This window comes from Nonomuraea sp. NPDC050451, assembly GCF_044458585.1.
This window is the reverse complement of record NZ_JBITHZ010000002.1, coordinates 209,613-235,758: the sequence shown is the minus strand read 5'-3', so window position 1 is coordinate 235,758 and position 26,146 is coordinate 209,613. Positions and strand designations below refer to the sequence as shown.

General features: G+C 70.8%; 24 protein-coding genes. 19 read left to right on the top strand and 5 right to left on the bottom strand.

The window, feature by feature from the left end; genetic code table 11:
- Window positions 1–33: 33 nt before the first annotated feature.
- Window positions 34–861 (bottom strand): TIGR03619 family F420-dependent LLM class oxidoreductase, encoded by an 828-nt coding sequence (locus ACIBI9_RS07145; protein WP_397221816.1) that lies wholly within the window; start codon window positions 859–861, stop codon window positions 34–36.
- Window positions 862–1,202: 341 nt separating this feature from the next.
- Between ACIBI9_RS07145 and ctaD the strand changes: the two genes are divergently transcribed.
- From ctaD to ACIBI9_RS07105, 8 genes are all read left to right on the top strand, one after another.
- Window positions 1,203–2,852 (top strand): cytochrome c oxidase subunit I, encoded by a 1,650-nt coding sequence (gene ctaD / locus ACIBI9_RS07140; RefSeq protein ID WP_397221815.1) that lies wholly within the window; start codon window positions 1,203–1,205, stop codon window positions 2,850–2,852.
- 33 nt (window positions 2,853–2,885) lie between these two features.
- Complete coding sequence (locus tag ACIBI9_RS07135) at window positions 2,886–3,119, top strand: hypothetical protein (protein WP_394490852.1); 234 nt, start codon at window positions 2,886–2,888, stop codon at window positions 3,117–3,119.
- Between the two features lie 4 nt (window positions 3,120–3,123).
- Window positions 3,124–4,857, top strand: a complete 1,734-nt coding sequence (gene frdA, locus ACIBI9_RS07130) for a fumarate reductase (quinol) flavoprotein subunit (RefSeq protein WP_397221039.1) — start codon at window positions 3,124–3,126, stop codon at window positions 4,855–4,857.
- Entirely contained in the window at window positions 4,850–5,572 is a 723-nt protein-coding gene (gene sdhB, locus ACIBI9_RS07125; RefSeq protein WP_397221038.1) for a succinate dehydrogenase iron-sulfur subunit, read from the top strand. The genes frdA and sdhB overlap by 8 nt, the downstream gene beginning before the upstream one ends.
- Entirely contained in the window at window positions 5,569–5,952 is a 384-nt protein-coding gene (locus tag ACIBI9_RS07120) for a hypothetical protein (RefSeq protein WP_397221036.1), read from the top strand. Before sdhB ends, ACIBI9_RS07120 begins: the two co-directional genes overlap by 4 nt.
- Window positions 5,949–6,290: a fumarate reductase subunit FrdD gene (gene frdD / locus ACIBI9_RS07115; RefSeq protein ID WP_397221035.1), complete on the top strand. Its 342-nt coding sequence runs from the start codon at window positions 5,949–5,951 to the stop codon at window positions 6,288–6,290. The genes ACIBI9_RS07120 and frdD overlap by 4 nt, the downstream gene beginning before the upstream one ends.
- Window positions 6,291–6,436: 146 nt before the next feature.
- Window positions 6,437–9,181 carry an immune inhibitor A domain-containing protein gene (locus ACIBI9_RS07110; RefSeq protein ID WP_397221034.1) on the top strand — a complete coding sequence of 915 codons (2,745 nt, stop codon included), beginning with the start codon at window positions 6,437–6,439 and terminating at the stop codon, window positions 9,179–9,181.
- A gap of 84 nt (window positions 9,182–9,265) precedes the next feature.
- The gene (locus ACIBI9_RS07105; RefSeq protein ID WP_397221033.1) at window positions 9,266–10,204 is read left to right on the top strand and encodes a diacylglycerol/lipid kinase family protein; all 939 of its coding nucleotides are present in this window, start codon (window positions 9,266–9,268) and stop codon (window positions 10,202–10,204) included.
- A 22-nt stretch (window positions 10,205–10,226) separates the two neighbouring features.
- Here ACIBI9_RS07105 and ACIBI9_RS07100 read toward each other — a convergent pair whose 3' ends face one another.
- Both ACIBI9_RS07100 and ACIBI9_RS07095 read right to left on the bottom strand, forming a co-directional pair.
- Complete coding sequence (locus ACIBI9_RS07100; RefSeq protein ID WP_397221032.1) at window positions 10,227–10,991, bottom strand: SWIM zinc finger family protein; 765 nt, start codon at window positions 10,989–10,991, stop codon at window positions 10,227–10,229.
- A 2-nt stretch (window positions 10,992–10,993) separates the two neighbouring features.
- Window positions 10,994–13,957, bottom strand: a complete 2,964-nt coding sequence (locus ACIBI9_RS07095) for a DEAD/DEAH box helicase (RefSeq protein ID WP_397221031.1) — start codon at window positions 13,955–13,957, stop codon at window positions 10,994–10,996.
- 89 nt (window positions 13,958–14,046) lie between these two features.
- Here ACIBI9_RS07095 and ACIBI9_RS07090 point away from each other — a divergent pair, with 89 nt between their 5' ends.
- The 10 genes from ACIBI9_RS07090 (at window position 14,047) to ACIBI9_RS07045 (ending at window position 21,718) form a co-directional block, all read left to right on the top strand.
- Window positions 14,047–14,808 carry a methyltransferase domain-containing protein gene (locus tag ACIBI9_RS07090; protein ID WP_397221030.1) on the top strand — a complete coding sequence of 254 codons (762 nt, stop codon included), beginning with the start codon at window positions 14,047–14,049 and terminating at the stop codon, window positions 14,806–14,808.
- Window positions 14,809–15,065: 257 nt separating this feature from the next.
- Window positions 15,066–15,446 (top strand): phage holin family protein, encoded by a 381-nt coding sequence (locus ACIBI9_RS07085; protein ID WP_397221029.1) that lies wholly within the window; start codon window positions 15,066–15,068, stop codon window positions 15,444–15,446.
- Window positions 15,443–16,108, top strand: coding sequence for a DUF3618 domain-containing protein (locus tag ACIBI9_RS07080; RefSeq protein WP_397221028.1), 666 nt, complete (start codon window positions 15,443–15,445; stop codon window positions 16,106–16,108). Before ACIBI9_RS07085 ends, ACIBI9_RS07080 begins: the two co-directional genes overlap by 4 nt.
- A gap of 51 nt (window positions 16,109–16,159) precedes the next feature.
- Window positions 16,160–16,585: a protease inhibitor I42 family protein gene (locus ACIBI9_RS07075; RefSeq protein ID WP_397221814.1), complete on the top strand. Its 426-nt coding sequence runs from the start codon at window positions 16,160–16,162 to the stop codon at window positions 16,583–16,585.
- Window positions 16,586–16,620: 35 nt separating this feature from the next.
- Entirely contained in the window at window positions 16,621–17,346 is a 726-nt protein-coding gene (locus ACIBI9_RS07070; protein ID WP_397221027.1) for a DUF1838 family protein, read from the top strand.
- A gap of 9 nt (window positions 17,347–17,355) precedes the next feature.
- Window positions 17,356–17,760, top strand: coding sequence for an HIT family protein (locus tag ACIBI9_RS07065; protein WP_397221026.1), 405 nt, complete (start codon window positions 17,356–17,358; stop codon window positions 17,758–17,760).
- Window positions 17,761–17,776: 16 nt separating this feature from the next.
- Complete coding sequence (locus ACIBI9_RS07060; protein WP_397221025.1) at window positions 17,777–18,955, top strand: histidine kinase; 1,179 nt, start codon at window positions 17,777–17,779, stop codon at window positions 18,953–18,955.
- 33 nt (window positions 18,956–18,988) lie between these two features.
- Window positions 18,989–19,735 (top strand): LytR/AlgR family response regulator transcription factor, encoded by a 747-nt coding sequence (locus ACIBI9_RS07055; protein ID WP_397221024.1) that lies wholly within the window; start codon window positions 18,989–18,991, stop codon window positions 19,733–19,735.
- The gene (locus ACIBI9_RS07050) at window positions 19,735–20,163 is read left to right on the top strand and encodes a hypothetical protein (RefSeq protein WP_397221023.1); all 429 of its coding nucleotides are present in this window, start codon (window positions 19,735–19,737) and stop codon (window positions 20,161–20,163) included. The genes ACIBI9_RS07055 and ACIBI9_RS07050 overlap by 1 nt, the downstream gene beginning before the upstream one ends.
- Window positions 20,164–20,230: 67 nt before the next feature.
- Window positions 20,231–21,718, top strand: coding sequence for a cation acetate symporter (locus ACIBI9_RS07045; protein WP_397221022.1), 1,488 nt, complete (start codon window positions 20,231–20,233; stop codon window positions 21,716–21,718).
- Window positions 21,719–21,730: 12 nt separating this feature from the next.
- On the opposite strand, the gene ACIBI9_RS07040 is transcribed toward ACIBI9_RS07045, so the two are convergent.
- Entirely contained in the window at window positions 21,731–23,869 is a 2,139-nt protein-coding gene (locus ACIBI9_RS07040; RefSeq protein WP_397221021.1) for a helicase-associated domain-containing protein, read from the bottom strand.
- 41 nt (window positions 23,870–23,910) lie between these two features.
- Window positions 23,911–24,951 (bottom strand): LacI family DNA-binding transcriptional regulator, encoded by a 1,041-nt coding sequence (locus tag ACIBI9_RS07035; RefSeq protein ID WP_397221020.1) that lies wholly within the window; start codon window positions 24,949–24,951, stop codon window positions 23,911–23,913.
- A gap of 11 nt (window positions 24,952–24,962) precedes the next feature.
- Here ACIBI9_RS07035 and ACIBI9_RS07030 point away from each other — a divergent pair, with 11 nt between their 5' ends.
- A complete protein-coding gene (locus tag ACIBI9_RS07030) occupies window positions 24,963–26,126 on the top strand; it encodes a trans-sulfuration enzyme family protein (protein WP_397221019.1) in 1,164 nt (387 codons plus the stop codon).
- Window positions 26,127–26,146 lie beyond the last annotated feature (20 nt).

Genomic DNA, 26,146 nt, shown 5'->3' with positions numbered 1-26,146 from the left:
TGCGGATATCCGCAATGTGGGACATGTGGCGGGTCAGGTGAGGAGGCGGTCGGGGGCGTTGCGGCGCAGGAAGTCCTCCACCTCCGCCAGGGACAGGCCGGGGCGGTGGGTCAGGATGAGACGGTCCACCCCCGCGTCGGCGTAGGCGCGCACGGTCCCGGGGTCGAGGGGGCGGGCCGGGGTGACCGAGACGTGCAGGATCGTGCCCGCCGCGGCGGCCTCGGCGCGTACGGACTCCACCTGGGCCGCCGCCGCCCGCAGGCCCAGCATCCAGCCGTACCAGCCGTCGGCCAGCTCGGCGGCCCGCCGGTGCGCGGCGCGCGTGTGGCCGCCCAGGACGACCGGCACGCGTCCGAGCGGGCGCGGGTGGGCATCGACGCCCTCGAACGACACGTACCGGCCGTGGAAGGCGGGCTTGTCCTGCTCCCACAGCGCGCGCATCGCCCGCAGGTACTCGGCCGTGCGCTCGCCGCGGCCCTCCAGGGGCACGCCGAGCGCGCGCAACTCCGGCTCCAGGTAGCCGGCCACGGCCCCGAACACCAGGCGTCCGCCGCTGAGCACGTCCACGCTCGCCAGCTGCTTGGCCAGCACGAGCGGGTCGCGCTGGGGAAGCACCACGCAGCCGGTGGCCAGCAGGATCCGCTTGGTGTGCGCGGCCAGGAACGCCAGCGAGACCACGGCGTCCAGCAGCGGCGCGTCGGGTTCGAGCGGCGAGGGCTCGACCCGCGGGCTGGGCAGCACGACGTGGTCGGCCGTCCAGAGCGAGTCGTAGCCCAGCTCCTCCGCCAGCGCGGCGATCCTGGCGGCGCCGTGGCGGCCGGCGCCGGCGTAGCCGTTGGGCAGGTGAAAACCGAACGTCATGGGCACGCCTGGAAACGCTAGGCCGGATTCATGCGATCCACCAGCGACGATCACGCATGGGTCGCATGCCTCGCCCGCATGTCAAAGCTTCCGGGCCAAATGTTAAAGAACACCTTCCCGAGCGGCGCTGGTTGGCGTGGAATGGGTAGATCGGGGCTGGCCATGGTGGGCCGCAGCCGGCGGTCCGCCGCAGGTAGCCGAATCGCGCCTGAGGTGGGCGGCGTCCAGCGGTCCGTCGCAGGTAGCACTCCGCACTGGAGGGAGCAGCCGTGACGACTGTTCGCGAGACCTCGATCGAGCGGGTCAGGCGCCGCCGCACCGGGACCGTCATCGCCTCCTGGATGTCGACGACCGACCACAAGGTCATCGGGTATCTCTACCTGATCACCTCGTTCGGGTTCTTCCTCGTGGCCGGCATCATGGCCATGGTCATCAGGGCCGAGCTCGTCGCCCCCGGCATGCAGCTGGTCAGCCAGCAGCAGTACAACCAGCTCTTCACCATCCACGGCACGGTGATGCTGCTGCTGTTCGCCACCCCGCTGTTCGCCGGGTTCGCGAACGTGGTCATGCCGCTGCAGATCGGCGCGCCCGACGTGGCCTTCCCCCGGCTGAACGCCGTCGCGTACTGGCTGTTCCTGTTCGGCGGGCTGATGGTGGTGGCCGGGTTCTTCACCCCGGGCGGCGCGGCCGACTTCGGCTGGTTCGCCTACACGCCGCTGTCGACGGCGATGTACTCGCCGCAGATCGGCGGCGATCTGTGGATCATGGGCCTGGCGCTGTCGGGTCTCGGTACGATCCTCGGCTCGGTCAACTTCATCACCACGATCATCGGCATGCGGGCGCCCGGCATGACGATGTTCAGGATGCCGCTGTTCACCTGGAACGTGCTGCTGACCAGCATGCTCGTGCTGATGGCGTTCCCCGTGCTGGCCGCGGCGCTGCTCGTGCTGGAGTCGGACCGCAAGCTGGGCACGCAGGTCTTCCACAGCGAGAACGGCGGCCCGCTGCTGTGGCAGCACCTGTTCTGGTTCTTCGGCCACCCCGAGGTCTACATCATCGCGCTGCCGTTCTTCGGGATCATCTCCGAGGTGATCCCCGTCTTCAGCCGCAAGCCGCTGTTCGGCTACCTGGGGCTCGTCGGCGCGACCATCACCATCGCCGGGCTGTCGATGACCGTGTGGGCCCACCACATGTTCGCGACCGGCCAGGTGCTGCTGCCGTTCTTCTCGTTCATGACGTTCCTCATCGCGGTCCCGACCGGGGTGAAGTTCTTCAACTGGATCGGCACGATGTGGCGGGGCCATCTGAGCTTCGAGACGCCGATGCTCTTCGCCGTCGGGTTCCTGGTGACGTTCCTGCTCGGCGGGCTCACCGGGGTCATCCTGGCCTCGCCGCCGCTCGACTTCCACATCAGCGACACATATTTCGTGGTCGCGCACTTCCATTACGTGGTCTTCGGCACGGTCGTGTTCGCCATGTTCTCCGGCTTCTACTTCTGGTGGCCGAAGATGACCGGCCGGATGCTCGACGACCGCCTCGGCAAGGTGCACTTCTGGACGCTGTTCGTCGGCTTCCACACCACGTTCCTGGTGCAGCACTGGCTCGGCCAGCTCGGCATGCCGAGGCGCTACGCCGACTACAGCCCGGGCGACGGCTTCACCACGCTCAACGAGATCTCCTCCGTCGGGGCGTTCCTGCTCGGGGCCTCGACGCTGCCGTTCCTCTACAACATCTGGAAGACGGCCAGGCACGCGCCCAAGGTCACGCTCGACGACCCGTGGGGCTACTGCGGCTCCCTCGAATGGGCCACCAGTTGCCCGCCGCCACGCCACAACTTCGTCAGCATGCCCCCGATCCGCTCCGAACGGCCCGCCTTCGACCTGCACTACCCCCGAGAGCAGGCGGAGGTGCCCTCAGTGGTCGAGCACGAGGCCGAGATCGAGCGCGACGAATCCTCCGAGGCCGAGCCCCGCCCGGAGAATCCCGACTGATCATGAAATTTCGCCTATCTAGGGAGATCGGCGATGTCAGGCACGCGAATCCCCTTCACCCCCGAGACGGCCCCCTGCGGGAAGAGGTCCGGCGGTGAGCGCCTCGTCGACGACGACGGCTACGGCCTGGTGATCCGTGACCAGTTCTTCGACTGCGGCTGCCGCCGGATCCGGCACGAGTACCACGACGGCAGCATCCACCTGTCCGCCATCCGGCACGACGGCAAACGGGTGAAGGACCCGATACAACCCGACCACGGGAAGTGACGTAATGATCGACGTGCTCATCGTCGGAGGAGGCGGAGCGGGCCTGCGGGCGGCCGTCGCGGTCGCCGAGAGTGATCCGTCCCTGAAGGTGGCGGTCGTCTCGAAGGTCTATCCGATGCGCAGCCACACCGTCTCCGCCGAGGGCGGCGCCGCCGCGGTGATCGGCGTCGGCGACACGCTCGACGAGCACTGCTACGACACGATCTCCGGCGGTGACTGGCTGTGCGACCAGGACGCCGTCGAGGCGTTCGTGGCGGAGGCGCCCCAGGAGCTGATCCAGCTCGAGCACTGGGGCTGCCCCTGGAGCCGGGAGAGCGACGGGCGCGTGGCGGTCCGCCCGTTCGGCGGCATGAAGAAGATGCGTACGTGGTACGCGGCCGACAAAACGGGCTTCCACCTCTTGCACACCTTGTTCCAAACAACCCTGAAATATCAGGACGTGTTGCGGTACGACGAGTGGTACGTCACCAAGCTCGTCGTCGACGACGGCCGCGTCCACGGCGTCGTGGCCGTCGAGATCAGGACCGGCCGCATCGAGACCATCGCCGCCAGGACCGTCATCCTGGCCACCGGCGGCTGCGGCCGTGTCTTCCCCTTCACCACGAACGCCGCCATCAAGACCGGTGACGGCATGGCCCTGGCCTACCGGGCGGGAGCGCCGCTGAAGGACATGGAGTTCGTCCAGTACCACCCCACGGGCCTGCCGTTCACCGGCATCCTCATCACCGAGGCGGCCAGGGCCGAGGGCGGCTGGCTGATCAACAAGGACGGCTACCGCTACCTGCAGGACTACGACCTCGGCACGCCCACGCCCACCCCGAAGCTGCGCAGCATGGAGCTGGGCCCGCGCGACCGGCTCTCCCAGGCGTTCGTGCACGAGCAGCAGAAGGGCCGCACGGTGGACACCCCGTACGGACCGGTCGTCTACCTGGACCTGCGCCACCTGGGCGAGGGCAAGATCGACACCCGCATCCCGTTCGTGCGGGAGCTGTGCCGCAGCTACCAGAACCTCGACCCGGCCACCGACCTCATCCCGGTGCGCCCGGTCGTGCACTACATGATGGGCGGCGTCCACACCGACATCGACGGCGCCACCCCCGTCGCCGGGCTGTTCGCGGCCGGGGAGACCGCATGCGTGAGCATCAACGGCGCCAACCGGCTCGGCTCCAACTCGCTGCCCGAGTGCCTGGTCTTCGGCCGCCGGGCCGGGATCGCCGCCGCCGAGTTCGCCAGGTCGCACCGGGACGGCGAGCCGGCCGCCGTGCGGAGCCAGGGGGCCGACGAGCGGCGCCGGTTGGAACGCGTGCGGGAGGGCAGCAGCACCGGTGAGCGGATCGCCGACCTGCGCGAGGAGATGCAGCACACGCTCGAAGGGGCCGCCGGCATCTACCGCACGGGCGACGTGCTCACCAAGGCCGTCGACACGCTCGCGGAGCTGCGCGAGCGAGCCGAGGAGGTCCGCATCGACGACACGAGCACCGCGTTCAACACCGAGTTGATCAACCTGCAGGAGTTGCACACCATGCTGGAGGTCGCGCAGACCATCGTCGCCTGCGCGCTGAACCGGCAGGAGTCGCGTGGCGCGCACCAGCGCACCGACTTCCCGGCCAGGGACGACGCCGCCTACCTCGCGCACTCGCTGGTGCACCGCGCACCCGACGGCACCCCGTCCGTCGGGCTGGTCCCCGTGACGATCACCCGCTGGCCTCCGGGAGAAAGGGTGTACGGCCGTGACTGACATCAGGGTGGAGGTGGCCCGGTACCGGCCCGGCGAGGACGAGGAGCCGGTGTTCCAGGGGTACGACGTGCCGCTCATGGCCGACTGGGCGGTCCTCGACGGCCTCAACTACATCAAGGACCAGCTCGACGGCAGCCTGTCGTACCGCTGGTCGTGCCGGATGGGCGTGTGCGGCTCGTGCGGCATGACCGTCAACGGCGAGCCCAGGCTGACCTGCGGCACCTTCCTCACCGAGTTCGGCGAGGGCCCGATCAGGATCGAGCCGCTGAAGGGCTTCCCGGTCATCAGGGACCTGGTCGTGGACATCGAGGGGTTCCTGGCCAAGCTGTCCTCCGTGCGGCCCTGGCTGATCAGGGAGGGCGAGGAGCTGCCGCTGAGCGCCGAGTACGCCCAGACGCCCGAGCAGCTGGAGGCGTACAAGCAGTACAGCATGTGCATCAACTGCCTGCTCTGCTACTCGGCCTGCCCCGTCTACGTGCTCGACCCCGACTTCCTCGGCCCGGCGGCCATCGCGCTCGCCCAGCGCTACAACCTGGACTCGCGCGACATGGGCGACCGGTTCGACGTGCTCAACCAGGAGGACGCCGTGTGGGGGTGCACGTTCGTCGGCGAGTGCACGCGGGTCTGCCCCAAGCACGTGGACCCGGCCGAGGCCATCCAGCGCTACAAGCTGACCGCCGCCCTGCGCTCGGTCCTGCCGTGGAGCCGGCGATGACGACCACCTACCGCCCGCCGCGCGACGGCCTCTGGTTCGTCCGCACCCGCCACTGCACGGTGTTCGTGCTGCGCGAGCTGACCAGCGTCTTCGTGGCCTGGTCGATCGTCTTCCTGATGATGCTCGCCGACGCGGTGCTGACCGGCGGCCTCCAGGAGTTCGCCGCGCTGGCCGCCCGGCCGTGGATGATCGTGATCAACGTGCTCGCGCTGGCCGCCACCGTCTTCCACACGATCACCTTCCTCAACCTCGCCCCCAAGGCCACGGTCGTCCGCCTGGACGGCTGGCGGGTGCCCGCCTGGATGATCCAGGGCGGCAACCACTCGGCCTGGGTGGCGGTCTCCCTCCTGATCGCCTACTTCATCCTGAGGTCGCCATGAGACGCACCCCGGAGCCGTACCTGTGGCTGCTCTTCAGCGGCGGGGGAGTGGTGGCGGCATTCGTGCTGCCGGTGCTCGTGCTGCTCTTCGGGGTGCTCATGCCGCTCGGCGTGGTCGACTGGCCCTCCCCTGAGCAGCTGAGCGCGCTGCTCGACCCCGTGCCGGTACGGATCGCGCTGCTCGGGGTCGCCGTGCTGTGCCTCTTCCACGCCGCGCACCGGATCAGGTTCACCAGCGAGGAACTGCTCGGCATCGCCAGGTTCGACCTGGTCATCGCGGTGATCTGCTACGGGGGCGCGGTCGCGGGCGGGATCGTGGCCGGGTTCATATTGTTCTGATTTCTTATGCCAACGGTGCGGTAAATGTCCCCCTTTGATCACATTTCAACAACGTACTTTACGATTCGTGGAAACACCCTCTAGCGTCCGGCATTGCACACCCCTATGGCCATGCGCCCGGCGACCCCGGGCAGAGAGGGTTCCTGGTGCCCAGCACGAAGCGCTTATTAGCATCATTGCCGGCGGTCGCCCTTCTCGGCGCCGCCCTGTCCGCGCCCACGGCTCAGGCGGCGTCTGCCGCGAACTACGAGCCCACCGCCGCGGACTACTACATCAACTACGCTCCTCCGGCGGTGGAGAAAGACCCGCAGGAGCCGTCGGTCAACGACAAGAACCAGCGCTCGCTCAGTCCGGCACAGAAGTTCGACCGCAAGTTCACCAGCGGAAATCCGGCCGCCGGCCGCATTCTCGCCGCGCGCGAGAACGAGGCCATCAGGACCGGCCGCAATCCCGCTGAATGGATTTTCAAGAACTCCAAGCAGACCCGCACGGCCAAGCTCCTGACGATCCTCGTCGAGTTCAACGAGCAGGCCAACGACGACTTCTCGGGCTTCAACCGGCTGCGCACGGTCAACAGCGAGTCCAACGACTGCGTGGTGGAGCCGCCCGGCACGCTCATGAACGGGCCGCTGCACAACAAGATCCCCGACCCGGCCACGCTGCCGCACAAGGACAACAACTCCTTCTGGGTCAAGGACTTCAGCCCCGAGCACTTCAACAAGATGCTCTACACCGACAAGGGCATCACCGAGCGCGTCCGCCCCGACCTGAAGGACCCGCGCGACGGCAAGCCCGGCATCGACATCTCCGGCTACACGATGAAGAAGATGTACGAGGAGATGTCCAAGGGCGCCTACTCCGTCACCGGCTCGGCGGTCGGCTGGATCAAGGTCCCGCACTCCGAGGCCTGGTACGGTGCCGCGGCCTGCGGCGGTCCTCCCCAGGACATGTCCGGCCACCCCGACAACCCGCGCGGCGCCCAGCAGCTGCCCATCGACGTGGTCGAGAGCCTGGTCAAGGCCCAGCCGACCTTCCCGTGGGCCGACTACGACGTCGAGGACGTCGCCGACACCGACGGTGACGGCAACTTCAACGAGCCCGACGGCGTGATCGACCACCTGGTGCTGGTCCACGCCGGCAAGGACAAGTCCTCCAACGGCGGCGCCGAGGGCACGTACGCGATCTGGGCCCACTCCAGCGCGGTCGCCGGCGGCTACAAGGTGCCCGGCACCGACAAGAGGATCTCCAACTACATCGTGCAGCCCGAGGACTCCGGCGTCGGCGTCTTCGCCCACGAGTACGGCCACGACCTGGGCCTGCCCGACCTGTACGACACCTCGGGCCAGGCCAGCTCGGCAGTGGACTTCTGGGACCTGATGTCCAGCGGCTCCCACTCCGGCCCGATCTTCCAGTCGATGCCGTCGCACATGGGCCTGTGGGACAAGTGGGTGCTCGGCTGGGCGAACCCGAAGACGTTCAACCCGGGCGACGCCTCCAAGATCGTCACGGTCGGACAGTCCTCGCGCACGCCCAAGTACACCGAGGACGGCGTCCGGGTCAACCTGGCCTCCACGCCGCTCAAGATGATCGACGTCCACAGCGGCTCGAACGCCTGGTGGAGCGGCCTCGACCAGGACTGGGCCAACCTCACGGTGACCCGCGACCTGCCCGTCCCCGCCGGGTCCGATCTCAAGTTGTGGATGTGGAACAACTACGTGATCGAGCAGGACTGGGACTTCGGCTTCGTCGAGGTCTCGACCGACGGCGGCCAGACCTGGGCCCAGCAGAAGGTCTTCAACGAGGCCGGCGCCGAGGTCAGCACGCCCGACGACTACCCGGACCCGAACAAGAATCTGCACGCCTTCGGCGAGAAGAAGTACGGCCTCACCGGTGACACCGGCGGCTGGCGGCACGACTACGTCAACCTGACGCCGTTCGCCGGGCAGACGATCAAGCTGCGGCTGGCGTACAACACCGACGCCGCCTTCCAGGAGCGCGGCTGGCACGCCGACGACTTCCAGCTCACCAACGGCGGCACGGCCGTGTGGAGCGACGACGTCGAGAACGGCGACAACGGGTGGAAGGCCGTCGGCGGCACGTTCACCAACACCAGCGGCCAGGGCTGGACCCGCAACAACGGCGAGCGCGAGATCTCCCGGTTCTACCTGGCCGAGTGGCGCAACTTCGACGGCTTCGACAAGGGCCTGCAGTACGCCTACGACACCGACTACTCCCGCGACGGGGCGTGGAAGGTGCAGAAGCTGAAGTACAACGCGCCGGGCCTGCTGGTGTGGTACCGCGACTCGACGTTCATCAACAACAACATCGGCAACACCCTGCGGCTCCCGCCGAGCCTCGGTCCCAAGGGCAGCCTGCTGGTCGTGGACTCGCACTTCGACCCGCTGCGCCGCACCGGGACCGCGGCCGAGAAGGACCCGACGCTGCAGAAGAACCTCCAGGGACGCGTCCAGTCGTCCAACGCCGCGTTCGGTTTCGGCAAGACGTACCCGTTCAAGGAGTGCCTGGAGGCGGCGGACGAGCCGTTCAGCGAGTACTGCACGGACCTGCCCGCGCTGAAGGGCGTCCCGGCCTTCACCGACGCGAAGACCTGGTACCCGGGCCTCGAGCAGATCGGCAGCAGTCTCTACTACCGTGACTTCGACGCCTCGGTGGTCGTGCCGTCGAAGGGCGACCAGACGTACAGCACCCGCGTGGTGCACCAGGACGGCACCCCCGCCACGGAGCTGTACGGCCAGGTGGCCTCCGGCTCGGTGCTCGGCACCGGCAACCCCGGTGACGAGGGCAAGGCGCTGGGCGTGCAGTTCAAGCTGGTGAGCCCGCTGCCGGGCAACCTGGGCGCCATCGTCCAGGTCGTCCCGCCGAAGAAGTAACGATCAGGAGGGCCGCCGGGGCGTCCCGGCGGCCCTTCCACGTCCGGCCATAGGTGGCGCGGTCTGCACCTACCATTGGTGACCATGAGCGAATTGCGCACCAAAGACGAGCACACCGAGGCGATCCGGAGAGATCGCAAGGTGGCAGTGGTGGTGAACACTCGCTCGCGCCGCGGCCGCCGACACTATTTCGAGGTGATCGAGCAGATCCACAACCTCGGCTTCGAGCCGCTGGTGGAGCTGTCGGTCTACAACCCCAAGCGGCTGCGCGAGCTGCTCGACTCGGCCCTGGCCACCAAGCCCGACCTGCTCGTCGTGGGCGGTGGCGACGGCACGCTCTCCTCGGCCGTGCGCCATGTGGCCCACCGCGACGTGGCGCTCGGGGTGCTCCCGCTCGGCACGACCAACAACTTCGCCCGCAGCCTCGGCCTGCCGCTCGACCTGGCGGGGGCGATCAGGGTGTTCGCCGAGGGCAAGGTGGCCGACATCGACCTCGGCATGGCCGACGACCGGCCGTTCGCCAACCTGGCCAGCTTCGGGGTGTCCGTCGAGGTGGCGGGCAAGGTCAAGCCGTGGCTCAAGCGCGTCGTGGGGCGCCCGGCCTACCCGCTGACCGCTCTGACGATCCTGCCGGGGCACACGCCGTTCCGCGCGTACATCACGGTCGAGGGGCAGCGCCACGAGCTGCTCACCCACCAGCTCAACATCGCCAACGGCCGCTTCCACGGCGGCTGGCAGGTGGCCAAGGACATCAGCATCGACAACGGCATGCTGGTGGCCTACCAGCTCGGCTCGGGCAAGAAGCTGCGCCTGCTCGGCGAGACCCTGATCAGGGCGACCACCGGGCGGTGGCGCAGCCTGGCCGGCGGGCCGTTCGTGGTGGGGCGGGAGATGCTGCTGGAGACCGACCCGCCGATGGCGGCCGACGTCGACGGCGAGGTACGGCTACGCACCCCGATCCGCCTCCGCGTGGTCCCCAACGGCGTGCGCGTCATGGTGCCCTCCTCCTTCGAGGACCGCTGACCCCGCGCGACCGGCGGGGGTGTCAGGAGTCGGCGAGGCGCCGGTAGGCCGGGGTGAGTGTGCGGGCCAGGTCGGCGGGTGGTGGGAAGACGCGCAGAAGCAGGTCGGGGGCGGCGGCCGCGGGGCGGCGCTCGGGCCGGTGCGCCGTGGCGCCGGGCGCGTAGAAGTCGGCCAGCCGGTCGGCGAACGGCACGTCCCGCACCTCCAGCCCCGGCACCTCCTCCGCCAGCGAGCCGAGCAGCTGCTCCCGGGTCCGGCCGCGCCAGGCCAGCACCAGGAACGGATCGTCGTCGAATGACTCGGCCAGCAGGTAGAGCACCGCCGACAGGTGCTTGCACGGGAACCCCCAGTCGGGGCACGAGCAGTCCATGTCGAGATCGCGCGGGAACAGGTCGATCCCCAGCGCCGCGAACAGCTCCTCGATCTCCGCCGGCATCTCGCCCGCCAGCAGCTTGGCCCGGTGGACGGCCTGCTCGGCGATCGCCTCCTCGATGACGGCCCAGCGCCGCTCGTCGTACGCCTCGATCCTGATCACGACCGCGTACGGCTCCCGCCGCGAGCCCTGGACGGCGGCCCTGACCTCGCCGGGGGACAGGTCGATCGACAGGACCTGCCCCTGACGGGCGTAGGCGCGGCCCCGCGAGAGCCGGCCCTTGTCGCAGATGCGCTCCAGGATGTCGATGAAACGCCTGGACCACCACGTGGAGCCGATGGAGCCGCGCTGGGTGCGGGCCCGGATGCCGCCCTCGACCTTGATCGGCCTGGTGGCTTGGAACCAGTCCGGCATGCTCAGCCCACCCCCTCCGCCGTGAGCCTGAACACCTCGCGCAACTCCTCGGTCGACAGGTCCGTCAGCCAGTCCTCCCCGGTGCCCACCACCCGCTCGGCCAGGGCCTTCTTGCGCTCGATCATCTGGTCGACGCGCTCCTCGAGGGTGCCCGCGCAGATGAGCTTGCGCACCTGCACGTTCTTGCGCTGCCCGATGCGGAACGCCCGGTCGGTGGCCTGGTCCTCGACGGCCGGGTTCCACCAGCGGTCCACGTGGACGACGTGGTTGGCGGCGGTCAGGTTGAGCCCGACCCCGGCCGCCTTGAGCGACAGCACGAACAGCATCGGCTCCTCGTCATTCTGGAACCGGTCGACCAGGCGGTCGCGGGTCTTCTTCGGCAGGCCGCCGTGCAGCCACAGGACCGTGGTGTCGAGCCGCTGGGCGAGGTACGGCTGCAGCATGGTGCCGAACTCGGCATATTGCGTGAAAAGCAGGGCTTTTTCGCCTTCGGCCAAGATTTCTTCGGACAGCTGCTCCAGCCGCGTGAGCTTGCCGGACCGGCCCGCCAGGCGGGAGCCGTCCTTGAGCAGGTGGGCCGGGTGGTTGCAGACCTGCTTCAGCTTGGCCATGGTGGCCAGCACCAGGCCGCGCCGCTCGATGCCCTCGCTGTCGTCGATCTTGGCCAGCATGTCGTCCACGACCGCCTGGTAGAGCGTGGCCTGCTCCGTGGTGAGCGGGCACCACTCCTTGACCTCCAGCTTCTCCGGCAGGTCCGAGATGATCGACTTGTCGGTCTTGATGCGGCGCAGGATGAACGGGCCCGTCGCCCGCTTCAGCGCCCGCGCGGCCTGCTCGTCCTGGCGGGCCTCGATGGGCTCCTGGAAGCGGGTCCTGAACCGCGAGCGCGGCCCCAGCAGCCCCGGGTTGGCGAACTCCATGATCGACCAGAGCTCGGCCAGGTGGTTCTCGACCGGGGTGCCCGTGAGGGCGAGCCGGCCGTCCGCGGGGATCGAGCGCACGGCCTGGGCCTGGAGCGTGCCGCTGTTCTTGATCGCCTGGGCCTCGTCGCACACGACCCTGCGCCACTCGTGCCGCCCGAGCGTCTCGAGGTCGCGCTGGGCGGTGCCGTACGTGGTGATCACCAGATCGGCGCCGGGGATCAGCGCCGAGTCACGCCCGCCGCCGTGGTGCACGTAGACGCGCAGGCCGGGCGCGAACCTGGCGGCCTCCCGCTGCCAGTTGCCGACCAGGGACATCGGGCAGACGAGCAGCGTGGGCGTGGCGGCCCGCTCGTGGACGAGCAGGGCCAGCGTGGTGATCGTCTTGCCCAGCCCCATGTCGTCGGCCAGGACCCCGCCCAGGCCCAGCTCCGACAGGAAGCTGAGCCACGCCAGGCCGCGCTCCTGGTAGGGCCTGAGCGTGGCGTCCAGCCCCGCGGGGGTGGCGATGGGCGTCAGCCGCCGCTCGGCCTGGCCGGACAGCAGGTCGCCGAGCACGCCGTCGGCGTCGATCTCCAGCAGCGGCAGCTCGGCGTCGTCCTCCTGCACCACGTGGCGCAGGAGGTCGGCGGCGCTCGCCTCACCCGTACGGGCGCCCTCCACGGCCCTGAGCGCGGCCTTGAGCTGCCGGTCGTCCAGCTCCACCCACTGGCCGCGCACCCGGACCAGCGGCACCTTCAGCCGGGCCAGCTCGGCCAGCTCCGCCTCGCTGATCGTCTCGTCGCCCACCGCCAGGTCGATGCGGAAGTCGACCAGCTCCCGCATGCCGAACCCCTGGCCGGTGGCCGCCGTCTGCGCCTTGGCCCTGGTGGTCAGCTTCAGCCCCAGCCTCGTACGCCCGGCCCAGCGGGGCAGCTGCACCCCGAACCCGGCCGCCTGCAGCAGCGGCGCGGCCTGCCGCAGGAACCCGAACGCGCCGGCCGTGTCCAGCGCCAGCTCGCTCGGCGCGGGCCCGCGCAGGGCGCGGTCGAGCTCGGGATAGAGCCGGACGGCCCGCCCCAGCCCGGCAAGCAGCTCGCGTTCGGGCCTGCCGGGCAGCCCCGTCACCTTCTCGCCGCTCCAGACGTGGGCCGCGGGGACGTACAGGCTGGGGTCGTCGGCGGCCTGCAGCGCCAGCTCGACCCGCCAGTCCTCGGTGTCGGCGGGCTCCAGCAGCCGGAAGCACACCCGGGTCGCGCCCTCGGCCGCCGCGACGCTCTCGCGCCACCGCTCCAGCTCCTGGCGCAGCCCGGGCACGTCGGGGCACTGCGGCGCGGGGCCGGTCAGGGCGGCCAGCCAGCGTTCGTGAAGGGTCCTGGGCCGGACGACCAGGGGCTCGGTGAGCGTCTGGCGGACGAGGGCGTCGGCGAACGTCTCGAGGGCATCGAGGAGGACGGCGGCGGACGGCCGCTCGACGCGGGAGGTACGGCACGCGGGCGGCATGGCCAGCGCCAGCTCCCGGAAGTATCCGGCGTCGGCCCCGGTCACCACCGGCCGCCACACGGCCCGCGCGTCGGCCTCCGGCACGGCCCACATGGCCATGGCGTCCTCGGACCCACGGTCGCCGCTCGTGGAGGAGGGGACGAGCTGCGGGATGACGCGGCCCCGGCGTACGAGGTCGCGGGCGAAGGCCGCCACGGCGGCCCAGTGGCGCATGGTCGCGGTGCCGGCGTGCCCGTCCAGCACGTGCAGGGCCTCCGAGGCGGGCGGCACGACGGCGGGGACCTGCCACAGGCGCAGCCGCGGCCGGGTCGTCCCCGCGAGCCGGCCGGTCTCGGGCGAGGGCAGCGGCTCCCTGGCCGAGCCCGGCAGGAGCAGCTCCAGCGTCCGCGACGGCGGGTCGTCGAGGCCGAGCGCGGCGGCGACGCCGGAAGCGGGGGAGGCGAACGGGTGGAGCGCGCCCCCCGTCTGCCGGCGCGGGGCGGCCCCGTGGGACGCGTCGCCGGACTCGGCGATCTCCGCCCAGAAGGCGAGCCCGCCGGCCGCCCAGACCCCGTGTACCAGCACTCCGGCAGGCTACCTCTTCCCCCCGGGCGCGCCGCTCCCGGCCGGGGCCCGCGAGGAGGGGAAGATCGGGCCCGCTTAGGATCCTGCACATGAGGTTCTCAGGGGCAGAGGGCACATGGGCGGCCCGGTTGGGGACGCTGCGTGACGTCGTCCGGCAGGACCTCGTCACCCGCCAGCTGGCCGAGCACCTCCCCAGGACTCCGTGCCGCATCCTCGACGTGGGCTCCGGCCAGGGCACTCAGGCGCTCAGGATGGCCGCCAGGGGCCACCGCGTCACCGCCCTCGACGCCTCCCGCGACCTCCTCCACCTCCTGGAGGCCGGGATCCAGCCGGGCATGAGCATCCGGACGGTCCGGGCCGAGGCCGAGCGGCTGCGGGAGCTGTTCGAGCCGGGGAGCTTCGACATCGTCCTGTGCCACGGCGTGCTGATGTACTTCGACGACCCCGACCCGCTGCTCGCCGACCTCGCCCGCCTCCTCGCGCCCGGCGGCCTGCTGTCGCTCCTCGTGCGCAACGGCGACGCCCTCGCCATGCGCAGCGGGCTCATGGGCGACTGGGCGGGGGCGCTGCAGGCGTTCGAGGCCACCGGCTACGTCAACCGGCTCGGCGTCCCCGCCAGGGCCGACCGGCTCGACGAGCTCACGCGGCGGCTGGCCGTACAGGGGCTGGAGGTGCGGCAGTGGTACGGCGTGCGCGTGTTCTGCGACGCCGCCCCCGACGGCGCGCCCGTGCCCGAGGACATCGACGACATCCTGGCGGCGGAGGAGCGCGCGGGCCGGACCGACCCTTACCGGAGGGTGGCCGCGCTGGCCCACCTCATCTGCGCAATGAGTGAGGAAAGGCTTATATAAGCCATACCTGAAGTTGTAGAATGTTGGGTATGAACCCTCCCGGATCGTGGTGTGAGCGGCCCAAGCCGCAGGCTCCCTCTTGTGAGCTCCCGTCTCCGTGGAGCAAGCCCAAGCAGCCGGACAACTGGTGTGACGTGCAGAAAGACCCGGTGTTGTCGGCCCTCGGATTCCTGCTCAAGGTCGCCAAGCGGTAAAGCCGCGTGATAGAAGGCCGTTTGGCTGGGTAGTCGCCTTCCTCAGCGGAGGAGGCGAGCGTTGTGAACGACACCCACAAGCTGGTCAACGACCTCTCCGAGCAATTCTCCAGGCTCGTGAGGGACGAATTCCGCCTGGCGAGAATGGAGCTGGCGGAAAAAGGCAAGCGCGCGGGCTTCGGCGCGGGGCTGTTCGGCGCGGCGGGAATGGCCGCGTTCTTCGGCGGCGCCGCGGTCGTGACCACAGCAATCCTGCTTCTGGCCCTGGTCCTGCCCGCGTGGGCCGCCGCCGCCATCGTCGCGGGCGTGCTCTTCGTCATCGCCGGGCTGCTCGGCCTGGTCGGTAAGGGCCAGGTGCGACGCGCCGGGTCGCCGGTCCCGTCGGAGACCCTCGCGAGCGTCAGGGCCGACATCGACATGGTCAAGGAGAGGGCACGGCGATGAGCGAGACCGACCCTGGATACAGCGAGCAACACGCCGGAAACGTCGGCGCCCGCAGGGCGACTGTGGGCACGCCGACCGAACGCGAGTCCATCAACGTGCCTCCGACCAGGCCGGGCGCGGCCGAGAACGCCCGGCGGGCGGAGGAGGAACGTACGGAGCATGAGACATTTCTCCCCGAGCCCCCGGTCCCCGACGACCACACCGCGGCCGTGGAGCGCGAGTGGGCCGAGGCGGAGTCGCCGCGCCACCACCACAGTGGCCACCACAGCAGCACGCATCACTCGTCCGGGTCACACCACTCGTCCGGGACGGCTCAGGGAGTACGCCACGAAGAAGGAGGCGACGTGCGCAAGGAAATCGAGGAAACCCGCAGGGAACTGGGCGACACCGTCGGAGCGCTGGCCGCCAAGGCCGACGTCAAGGCCAGGGCCGCCCACGTGGCCGAGACCGCCAAGGACAGGGCCGCGGGCATGGCCGGATCCGTCAAGGACAAGGCGTCGGAGGTGGCGGACAAGGTTCGCGAGGGCACGCCCCACCAGGTCAAGGACGCCGCAGGGCGGGCGCGGAAGCGGCCCATGCTGCTCGTCGCCGCGGCCGGCGCCGTGACCGCCTTCGTCGTCCGCCGCATGATGCTGCGTCGGCACCGCCGCCCGCACCGGTAGAAAGGGACGGGTACGGCCGGCGCCGGCGGGGGCCGATACCCTGCCGTGGTGATGCGTCGAACGATCGCCGCCGCCATGCTCGCCCTGCTGGCGGCCGGGTGCGGCGGGGGCTCAGCGGTGAGCGACTTCGGCATGGTGGTCAAGGGCACCAAGGGCGCGACCGTGCCCGTCGAGCTGCGCTCCGGCCAGCGCTTCTCGCTGGCCGTCGCCGACAACCCGTCGGTGGGCGACGAGTGGAAGCTGGTCGCCGTGCCGGACCCCAAGGTCGCCTCCTTCATCAGCGAGGAGCACAAGACCGAGGGCAGCGGCGGGGTCGGGGCCGGGGGCACGACCTACTTCGTGTTCAACAGCAAGCGCCCGGGCACGACGGAGATCAAACTGTACGACTGCTGGCGTTGCGGCCAGTCCACGACGCCGCCGGACGAGCAGAGCAAGCAGCAGTCGGGCGAGGCCGTCTTCACCGTGACGGTCAGGTAGAGCGCACGGACCGCCGGCCGGTTACTGTGAGGATCATGGATTTCATCCGGGTGCGCGCCTCCTCCGACGGCGCGGAGACCATCTCCTATTGGACCGGCGACGTGTACGGCTGGCAGGACGACGGCGGGCCGCACCACCTGTTCGGGTTCGAGGGGCTGAACGTGGCCAGGGCGGTCGAGACCGACGGCGGCTGGCAGTTGCTGACCAGGGAGGCGGCCCTCTACCTCGACCCGAAGACGAGGGAGGTGCTCGACACCTGGGACAACCCGTTCACGGAGCGGGCGGTCGAGGTGCAGCACGTCTTCAACGACCCGGTCAACCAGCGGCTCGGCGCCTACCCCGTGCCGACGACCCGCCTGGGCGACCAGGTGGTCTACAACATCGACATCCGCCTGGCCTACCCCTCGCCCCTGAAGGTCGCCGACTACCCCGACAACTCGGCGAACGACACCTACCGGGCGCTGGAGCTGTTCCAGTTCTTCGCCTCGGCCAAGGACCTGGACTCGGGCGTGCCGGACGTGCCGTGCGTGTTCTCGTGGTGCCGGGTCTCGCCGTGGCTGCCGTGGATGGCGATGGGGCAGCGCGCGGGCGGGCTGGTCTACCACTGCCGGGGCGCCAAGGTGGCCGAGGTGCCGCGGCGGCTGCGCGAGCGGGTGGGCGAGCACTTCCTGCACGCCCCCGCCGAGTGGTCGGCGCCCAACGTGACGAGCTGGACGGCCTTCGCCGAACGGGCCCGACAGGCTGACGGACAAGGCGGATAAGGTCGGGCGGTGAGCACTGACCTGTTCTGCGAGATCATCGCGGGCGAGCGACCGGCGACCATGGTCCACTCCGACGAGGTCGCGGTCTCGTTCCTGGACGTCCGGCCGGTCTTCAAGGGGCACGTGCTGGTGGTGCCGAGGGCCCACGTGGAGACGCTCGCCGACCTGACAGACGTGGGGCCGTTCTTCGAGCGGGTGCAGGCCATGGCCCGGGCGGTGGAGGAGGGGCTGCAGGTCGCCGGCACGTTCGTGGCCATGAACAACCGCGTCAGCCAGAGCGTGCCCCACCTGCACGTGCACATCGTGCCGCGCAACAAGAAGGACGGGCTGCGCGGCTTCTTCTGGCCGCGCACCAAGTACGACTCCACCGAGGAGGCCGAGTCGTACGCGGATCTGATAGCCAAGGCGCTCTGAGTTAAGCTCAGGCGGCGTGGAGTATGTGGTGGGCGTCGCCGTGGTCGCGGTGCTCGTCAGCGTGCCCGCGATCGTGCTCTGGCGGGTCATGCGGGGCCGCCGCGAGCTGGGCACCAGCCCGGCGGAGCGGGCCACGTTCGAGACCCTGCACACCGCCTCGCTGGCCGGGCCGCCGCTGCGGGCCGGGCTGACCGCCGACGGCGCCGAGCGGGCCTCGCGGCACCTGCGCGCGCTGCTCGGCTCGGCCGCGCTGGCCATCACCGACGGCGAACGGCTGCTCGTGTACGACGGCGCCGGCGAGCACCACGCCGACCAGGCGTTCGAGCACGCGGCGGCCACCTTGAAGGACGGCCGCACCCAGGTGCTGACCATCGACTGCGAGCTGCTCGAATGCCCGATCCGCCAGGCCGTGGTCGTGCCGCTCACCACCGACGACCGGGTCGTGGGCGCCCTGGCCGCCTACGGGCAGGACGCCTCCGCCGGCCTGGTCAGGGCCGCGCAGGAGGTGGCCGGGTGGGTGGACTCGCAACTTGAGCTGGCCGAGCTGGACCGCTCCCGCACGCTGCTCATGGAGGCCGAGGTACGCGCCCTGCGGGCGCAGATCTCGCCGCACTTCATCTACAACTCGCTCACCACGATCGCCTCCTTCGTCCGCACCGACCCGGAGCGGGCCAGGGAGCTGCTGCTGGAGTTCGCCGACTTCACCCGCTACTCCTTCCGCCGGCACGGCGAGTTCACCACGCTCGCCGAGGAGCTGCGCTCGATCGACCGCTACCTGATCCTGGAGCGGGCCAGGTTCGGCGACCAGCTCCAGGTGACGCTCCGGATCGCGCCCGAGGTGCTGCCGGTCGCGGTGCCGTTCCTGTGCCTGCAGCCGCTCGTCGAGAACGCCGTCAGGCACGGTCTGGAGAGCCGCAACGGCGTCGGCCGCATCACGATCATCGCCGAGGACGCCGGGGCGGAGTGCCGCATCAGCGTCGAGGACGACGGGCTCGGCATGGACCCCGACCGGCTGCGCCGCATCCTCGCAGGTGACATCCCCGCCTCGGGTGGCGTCGGGCTGGCGAACGTGGACGAGCGGCTGCGCCAGGTCTACGGCGACGAGTACGGCCTCGTGGTCGAGACCGCCCAGGGAGCGGGCACCAAGGTCAACGTCAGGTTGCCGAAATATCACCCAGGCGTCTCTGCCCGTTGACCTCGATCTTTCTTGTCGGTTTTATCACTGTCTATGGCGCAACTACGGGTCCTCGCGGTCGACGACGAGCTGCCTGCCCTCGAAGACCTGTCGTATCTGCTGCGTGCCGACCCCCGCATCGGCGAGGTGGCCACGGCCAGGGACGGCGCGGCGGCGCTGCGGCTGCTCGACCGCGCCATCGCCGACGGCCGGCCGATCGACGCGGTTTTCCTCGACATCCGGATGCGCGGGCTCGACGGGGTGGTGCTCGGGCGGCTGTTGTCGCAGTTCGCGAACCCGCCCCGGGTGGTGTTCGTGACGGCGTACGAGGAACACGCCGTGGACGCGTTCGAGATCAAGGCCGAGGACTACCTGCTCAAGCCGGTACGCCCGGAGCGGCTGGCGGAGGCGATCCGGCGGGTGGCGGTCTCGGCCGACGTGCCCGTGGAGGTGGGGGAGACCGACACGATCCCGGTCGAACTGGGCGGGGTGACGCGGTTCGTGTCCAGCGCCGACGTGATCTACGTCGAGGCGCAAGGGGACTACGCGCGGCTGCACACGGCGTCGGGCAGCCATCTGGTGCGCATCCCGCTGGCCACCCTGGAGGAGCGGTGGGCCTCTGCCGGGTTCGTCCGCGTGCACCGGAGCCATCTGGTGGCGGTCAAGCACATCGAGGAGCTGCACATCGACTCGGGCAAGTGCACGGTGCGGGTCGGGGACACCGAACTGCCGGTCAGCCGCCGCCACACGCGCGAGCTGCGCGACCTGCTGGTCCGCAGAGCCAGGAAGGCGAGGTCGTGATGAGCCCCGAACCGCGTCCCGGGCGGCGGGCGCCGCTGCCCCGCACGGAGGCGTCCCGGCGCGAGACCCTGCGCCGGGTGGCCGTGATGAGCCCGCGTACGGCCGCCGCCCGCCGCCCCCGCTACCCGGCCACCCGGGAGATCGACGAGCAGACCCGGCTCGGCGAGGTCTACATGCGCTCGTTCCTGCGCACCCAGTTCCGGCTGGCGCTGTTCGTCTGCACGGTGCTGGGGTGCGTGGTCGGCGGGCTGCCGCTGCTGTTCCTGCTCATCCCCGAGCTGCGCTCGGTGCACCTGCTCGGGATCCCGCTCCCGTGGGCGGTGCTCGCCGGGCTCATCTACCCCGCCTTCGTCATCGGCGCCTGGCTGTACGTGCGCCAGGCCGAGCGCAACGAGCGCCACTTCGCCGAACTGGTCGAACGCCGATGAGCGAGCGCAGCGAGCGAATAATCAGACGCAGCCCTTTCAGGCTCATGCGAGCGGCGGAGCCGGTCGCATGAGTCTGACGGCGGTGCTGATCGTGGTGGTGGCGGCCGTGCTGATCGGGGCGTTCGGGATCAGGGTCTCCCGCACCACCTCCGACTTCTACGTCGCCTCCCGCACCGTCAGCCCGCTCTGGAACGCCTCGGCCATCGGCGGCGAGTACCTGTCGGCGGCCTCGTTCCTGGGCATCGCCGGGCTCATCCTGTCGTTCGGCGTGGACATGCTCTGGCTGCCCGTCGGCTGGACCGGCGGCTACCTGGTGCTGCTCGTGCTGGTGTCGGCGCCGCTGCGGCGCTCGGGCGCGTACACGCTGCCGGACTTCGCCGAGGCCAGGCTGGAGTCGATGGCCGTGCGCCGCACCGCGAGCGTGCTGGTCGTGCTGATCGGCTGGCTCTACCTGATGCCGCAGTTCCAGAGCGCCGGCCTGGTGCTGCGGGAGATCACCGGCGCGCCCGTGTGGGTGGGCGGCCTGCTGGTCGCGGTCGTCGTGGCGGTGAACGTGCTGTCCGGCGGCATGCGGTCGATCACGTTCGTGCAGGCGTTCCAGTACTGGCTCAAGCTGACGGCGCTGGCCCTGCCGCTGGTGTTCCTGCTGATGGCGTGGAAGGGCGACGGCGCGCCCTCGGTCAGCCCGCAGGACGCGGCCACCTGGCAGGTGCCGCTGGCCGGGGGCAAGGAGTACGGGCTGTACTCGACGTACTCGCTGATCCTGGCCACGTTCCTGGGCACCATGGGGCTGCCGCACGTGCTGGTGCGCTTCTACACCAACCCGGACGGCCGGGCCGCGCGCCGCACGACGCTGGTGGTGCTGTCGCTGCTCGGGGCCTTCTACCTGATGCCCGCCGTGTACGGCTGGCTCGGCCGCCTCTACGCGCCCGACCTGGTCCGCACCGACACGGTCGTGCTGACGCTGCCCGGGCGGATGGTCGGCGGCACACTGGGCGACCTGCTGACGGCGCTGGTGACGGCGGGGGCGTTCGCCGCGTTCCTGTCCACCTCGTCGGGGCTGACCGTGTCCGTGGCGGGGGTGATCGCGCAGGACCTGCTCAAGGGCAGCGTGCGCTCGTTCAGGATCGCCACGCTGATGGCGGTCGCGGTGCCGCTGGCGCTGGCGCTGTGGGCGCGGGCGCTGCCGGTGGCGGACGTGGTGGGGCTGGCGTTCGCGGTGGCGGCCTCGTCGTTCTGCCCGCTGCTCGTGCTGGGCATCTGGTGGCGCCGCCTGTCGACCGTGGGGGCGCTGGCCGGGCTGTTCGTGGGCGGCGGGCTGGCGTGCGCGGCCGTGCTCGTCACGATCGTCGCCGGTCCGTACGACGGGCCCGCCGGGGCTCTACTGGGCCAGCCGGCGGCGTGGACGGTGCCGATCGCGTTCGCGGTGATGGTGTCGGTGTCCTTCCTGACCCCGCACCGCGTGCCGCCCGGGGTCGCCAGGACCATGGTCAGGCTGCACACCCCGGAGGACCTCGACCTCGACCGCGGCGACTGGCGCCCCCGCTCCTCGTGATCCCGCCGACGATCAGGGCAGGTGCGCCTCCTTGATCCGGCCTCGCTGGAAGGTGTGTTCGGTGCCGCAGTCGTGGCAGTAGCCGGACACCGTGCCGCGGGTGAGCTCGATGTCCTCCATGTAGTGCTCGCGCCGCTGCCAGACGATGACGATCGGTTCGCCGGTGACGGAGGCCACGGACAGGGCCTCGGCCGGCGTGCCGGGCTCGCCGCCCTGGAGGATCGCGGTGGCGTCCCACGCCGGGTCGGGCTCCACGGGCAGGCGGTGGCGCCGGGGCGGCTCCGCCTTGATGGTGCCGTCCGGGGCCACGGCGACCGGGGCGTGGCCACCCTGCCGCAGCAGCTGAAGGGTCTCGTCGGGCGGCAGGGCGCTGAGGGCGACCGTGGGGGCGATGGCGCGCAGTGCCAGCTTGCGCAGGGCCTTGGTCCCGCACAGCTCGGTGATGAGCGCCGGGTCCTCCGCGGTCACCACGGCGGCGGCGGAGGTGACGCGGACGGCGCCGTGCCTGCGGGCGACGTCGGTGACGAGGTAACGCAGCGGCTGGGGGACGGCCTTCGCGGAGACGCGGGCCAGCTCCTCGAGCAGGCTGTCGGCCGTCGTCCCGGCGTCCAGCGCCCGGCGCACGCTCTTGTTCGAGAAGCGCCACACGCTGGCCCGGTCGCGTGACTCCAGGTCGGCGCAGCCGTTCAGGAACGCGGTCAGCTGCGGCGCGGGCACCCCCGACACGATCGCGGTCAGGTCGTTCTGCAGGGTCACGGTGGTGGTCGGCTTGGGGAAGCGGCCGGCCACGCCGGCGCCGTCGAGGTGGTCGCGGCCGAGCTCGGTCAGCGCTCCCTCATGGACCATCCCGAGCAGCTCGCCCTCGCGCAGGGCGGCGGCCACGAACCCGGTGGCGGCCGGCGCGAACTCCTTGGCCGCCCGCGTCCGCCAGTCCACGGCCGGGAGCAACCCCTCGGGGGTCGATCCCCGCCCCGGAGGCAGCGTCCGGAGCACATGCAGCGCGGCCCGCCGGATCTCGCCGGCCCCGCACTCGAACTGGTACGGCGGCGCCTGCGGCGTCATGTGCTCGTCGCAGCAGCCCGTCACCCTGAACGTGGCCGCCTGCGGCATCGCCAGCCAGGACTCCACCAGCGCCTGCCATCGCGAGGCCGGATCCAGGCCCAGCCACTCATCGGCCAGCGTGGTGCCGGCCAGCCTCTCGCCCGCCTCGGAGGCGATCAGGTCGGTGCCGAAGGCGAGGTCGAGCCAGAGCACGACCGCCTGCTCGGGAACGCCGAGCGCCTTGGCCAGCCGCTTCAGCTCCCGCGCGCCCACCCCGCCCGCCTTCAGCTCGGCGATGGGCTGCGTCCCCGTCAGCTCGATCAGCGCCTCCACCTGGTCGACGGCGGCCAACGCGGAGGCGAGCCCGTCCGAGTGCCCGGTGACCTCCACGGACGGCACGTCCGGCTGGCCCGTGAGCTCCGGCTTCCAGCCCTCGCCGCGCAGCGCGAGCGCGACCTCCATGGGCATCTCGTACTCCCAGCCGTCCCGCACCACGAACCCGGCCTCGGCCAGGCGCGTGACCGGATGGTCCGCATCGCCGGAGCCGTACCAGACGGAGTGCTGGAAGACCGGCTGCCCGCCGGCCATCGACTCCAGCAGCGCCGCCGCCTCGCGCGGTAACGCGGCGGCGCGGGCGCGTACGGCCCGGCCGCCGCGCACGATTTCGGTCGCCTGGGCGAGCAGCTCCGACTTGCGGCCCTTGGGCCTGCCGCCCAGCCCCTTGACCAGGGATTTCAGGTCCTCGGCGGTCAGCTCGCGCAACGGCCGGCCCAGCCCGAACGGGTTCGCCCACAGGCCCTGCCGGTGCGGCGAGGACACCGTGCTCCCGTTCAGGGTCACGAGCCCCCACGCGGCCAGGGTCTCGATCGTCTCGCCGAGCCGGTCGCCGGGGTCGTGGAGCAGTTCGGCCAGCGCCGCGCGGCTCGCCTCGCCGCCCAGGATCTGCAGCGCCTGGCTGACGAGGTGGCAGTCGGCGTCGAGCGCGAGCAGGGCGGGCACGGCCAGCTCCGGCGCCGCGAGCAGGCGTTCGAGCGCCTCGGCGGAGGGGACGGCGGCCAGCTCCGGCCGGTTGCGAAGGAGCCGGGCGAGGTCGGCGGCGGGAAGAGGCACACCTCGACCCTAGCGAGACGAACACCGCTCACGCACGGTGTTCAGGAGGGCGGCAGCTCGCCCGAGCCTCTGGCCACCAGCTCGACCGGGACCTTGACGCGGCGGGGCGACGGCGACGGGTTCAGCAGGAGGTCCACCGCGCTACGGGCCAGGCGGGCCGTGTCGTAGCGGACCACCGTCACCCCGGGGTTGAACACGTCGGCCAGGGCGAAGTCGTCGAAGCTCACGTACGCGGGCCGCTCCGGACGTTCCCGCAGCGCCTGAAGGATGCCGATCGCGGCGCGGTTGTTGGTGGCGAAGAAGGCCGTCGGCGGGTCGGGCAGGTCGAGGAGGCCGCTCACCTCGTGGGAGACCCGCCACGGGTCGAAGAGCCCGCGGACCGTCAGCGCGTCGTCGGCCGTCAGCCCGGCCGCGCGCAGGGCCGCGCGGTAGCCGGTCGCGCGGTCGTGCACCGAGCTGATGCCGTCGTCGTCCGAGACCAGGGCGATCCGGCGGTGGCCGCGGGACAGCAGGTGCTCGGTCGCGGCCCGCCCGCCGCGCACGTCGTCCAGCAGCACCACGTCCGCCGACTCCAGGCCCGGGGGCACGCGGTCCACGAACACCGTGGTGAGCGAGGCGTGCTCGGCCAGCCACGAGTGGTCGGCCGCCGAGGGGACGACGATGAGGGAGTCCACGCCCCGGGCGTACATGGACTCGATGAGCATGCGCTCCTTGTCGGCGCTCTCCTCGTACGAGCCGAAGACCACCAGCGCCTCGTACTGGGCCGCGGCGGACTCCACGGCGGCGGCCAGGCGGGAGTAGAACTCGTTGGAGATGTTCTCCATCACCAGCCCGAGCGTCAGCATGGTCGCGCCCCTGGCCAGGCGGGCGGCGGCCTCGTTGCGGCGGTAGCCGAGCGCGCTGATGGCCGCCTGCACGCGTTCCTGCAGCGAGGCCCTGACGTGCGGCTCCTGGTTGACCACGCGGGAGACGGTCTTGAGGCTCACACCCGCGTGCCTGGCCACGTCGGCCATGGTCGGCTTGCGGGCGCCCGCGGCCTCGCCCCGCGAGGCCGCCCGGTCACCCAGATCCCTGGCTGTCATAGTCTGCCCCCATGGATGACGAATGGATCTGTGGCCGGTTGGGCGAGGACGAGCCCTGGGCGTTGGGCGCGGTCAACCCGCCGGTGTTCGAGAACTCGCTGTTCACGTTCAGGACCGCGCAGGAGCTCGGCGAGGCGATCAGGAGCGAGGACGAGAGGTACGTCTACTGGCGGGGGACCAACCCGACGGTCGATCTCGCTCAGCGTAAGCTCGCCGCGCTCGAGCGGGGAGAGCGTGCCAAGTGTTTCGGGTCGGGAATGGGAGCCATCTCGGCGACCATCTCCTCGCTCGTCAAGGCCGGGGATCACGTGCTGGTGCTGGGCGCAGTGTACGGGCCCACCACCCAGTTCCTGCGTTACCTGGAGAAGTTCGGGGTCACGCATACGCACGTGAACGACCTCGCGGAGTGTGACAGCGCTATCAGGGCGAGCACCCGTCTACTCTACTTCGAGTCCCCCTCCTACATGGCCTACGCCGTGGTGGACATCACCGAAGTCACGGCGTGGGCGCGGGAGCGCGGGCTGGTGAGCGTGATGGACAACACCTGGTCCACGCCGATCTTCCAGAAGCCGCTGACCATGGGCGTCGATCTCGTCGTGCACTCGCTGTCGAAGTACGTCGGCGGGCACAGCGACCTCGTGGGCGGCGTCGTGGTGGGCCCCTCCCGGCTGATCAGGCCGCTGGCGCTGACCGAGTACCAGCTGTACGGGGCCGCCATGTCGCCGCACGACGCGGCCAAGGTGATCAAGGGGCTGCGCACGCTGCCCGTGCGGATGGCCGCGCACCAGGAGCGGGGGCTGGCGGTGGCCGAGTTCCTGACCGGGCATCCGGCCGTGCGGGCGGTGAACCACCCCGGGCTGCCGTCCCATCCGGGGCACGCCATCGCGAAGCGGCAGATGTCGGGATTCTCCAGCCTGTTCAGCCTCGTGCTGGACACGGAATCGCGCCAGGAGGTCGGACTCTTCCTCGACAAGTTGCGACATTTCAGGATTGGGGTGTCTTGGGGTGGATTCGAGAGCCTGGTGAACGCCCCCGCCCTGTCCACCGAGGAGAGCGTGCGGGCCACCATGGGCATCCCCGTCGGCCTCGTGCGGCTGTCGGTCGGCCTGGAGCCCGCTGACACGTTGATCAAGGATCTCGGTCTAGCGCTGGAGGGTGTCGGTCGCCTAGCGTGACTGACAGCGCTGTCTGAAAG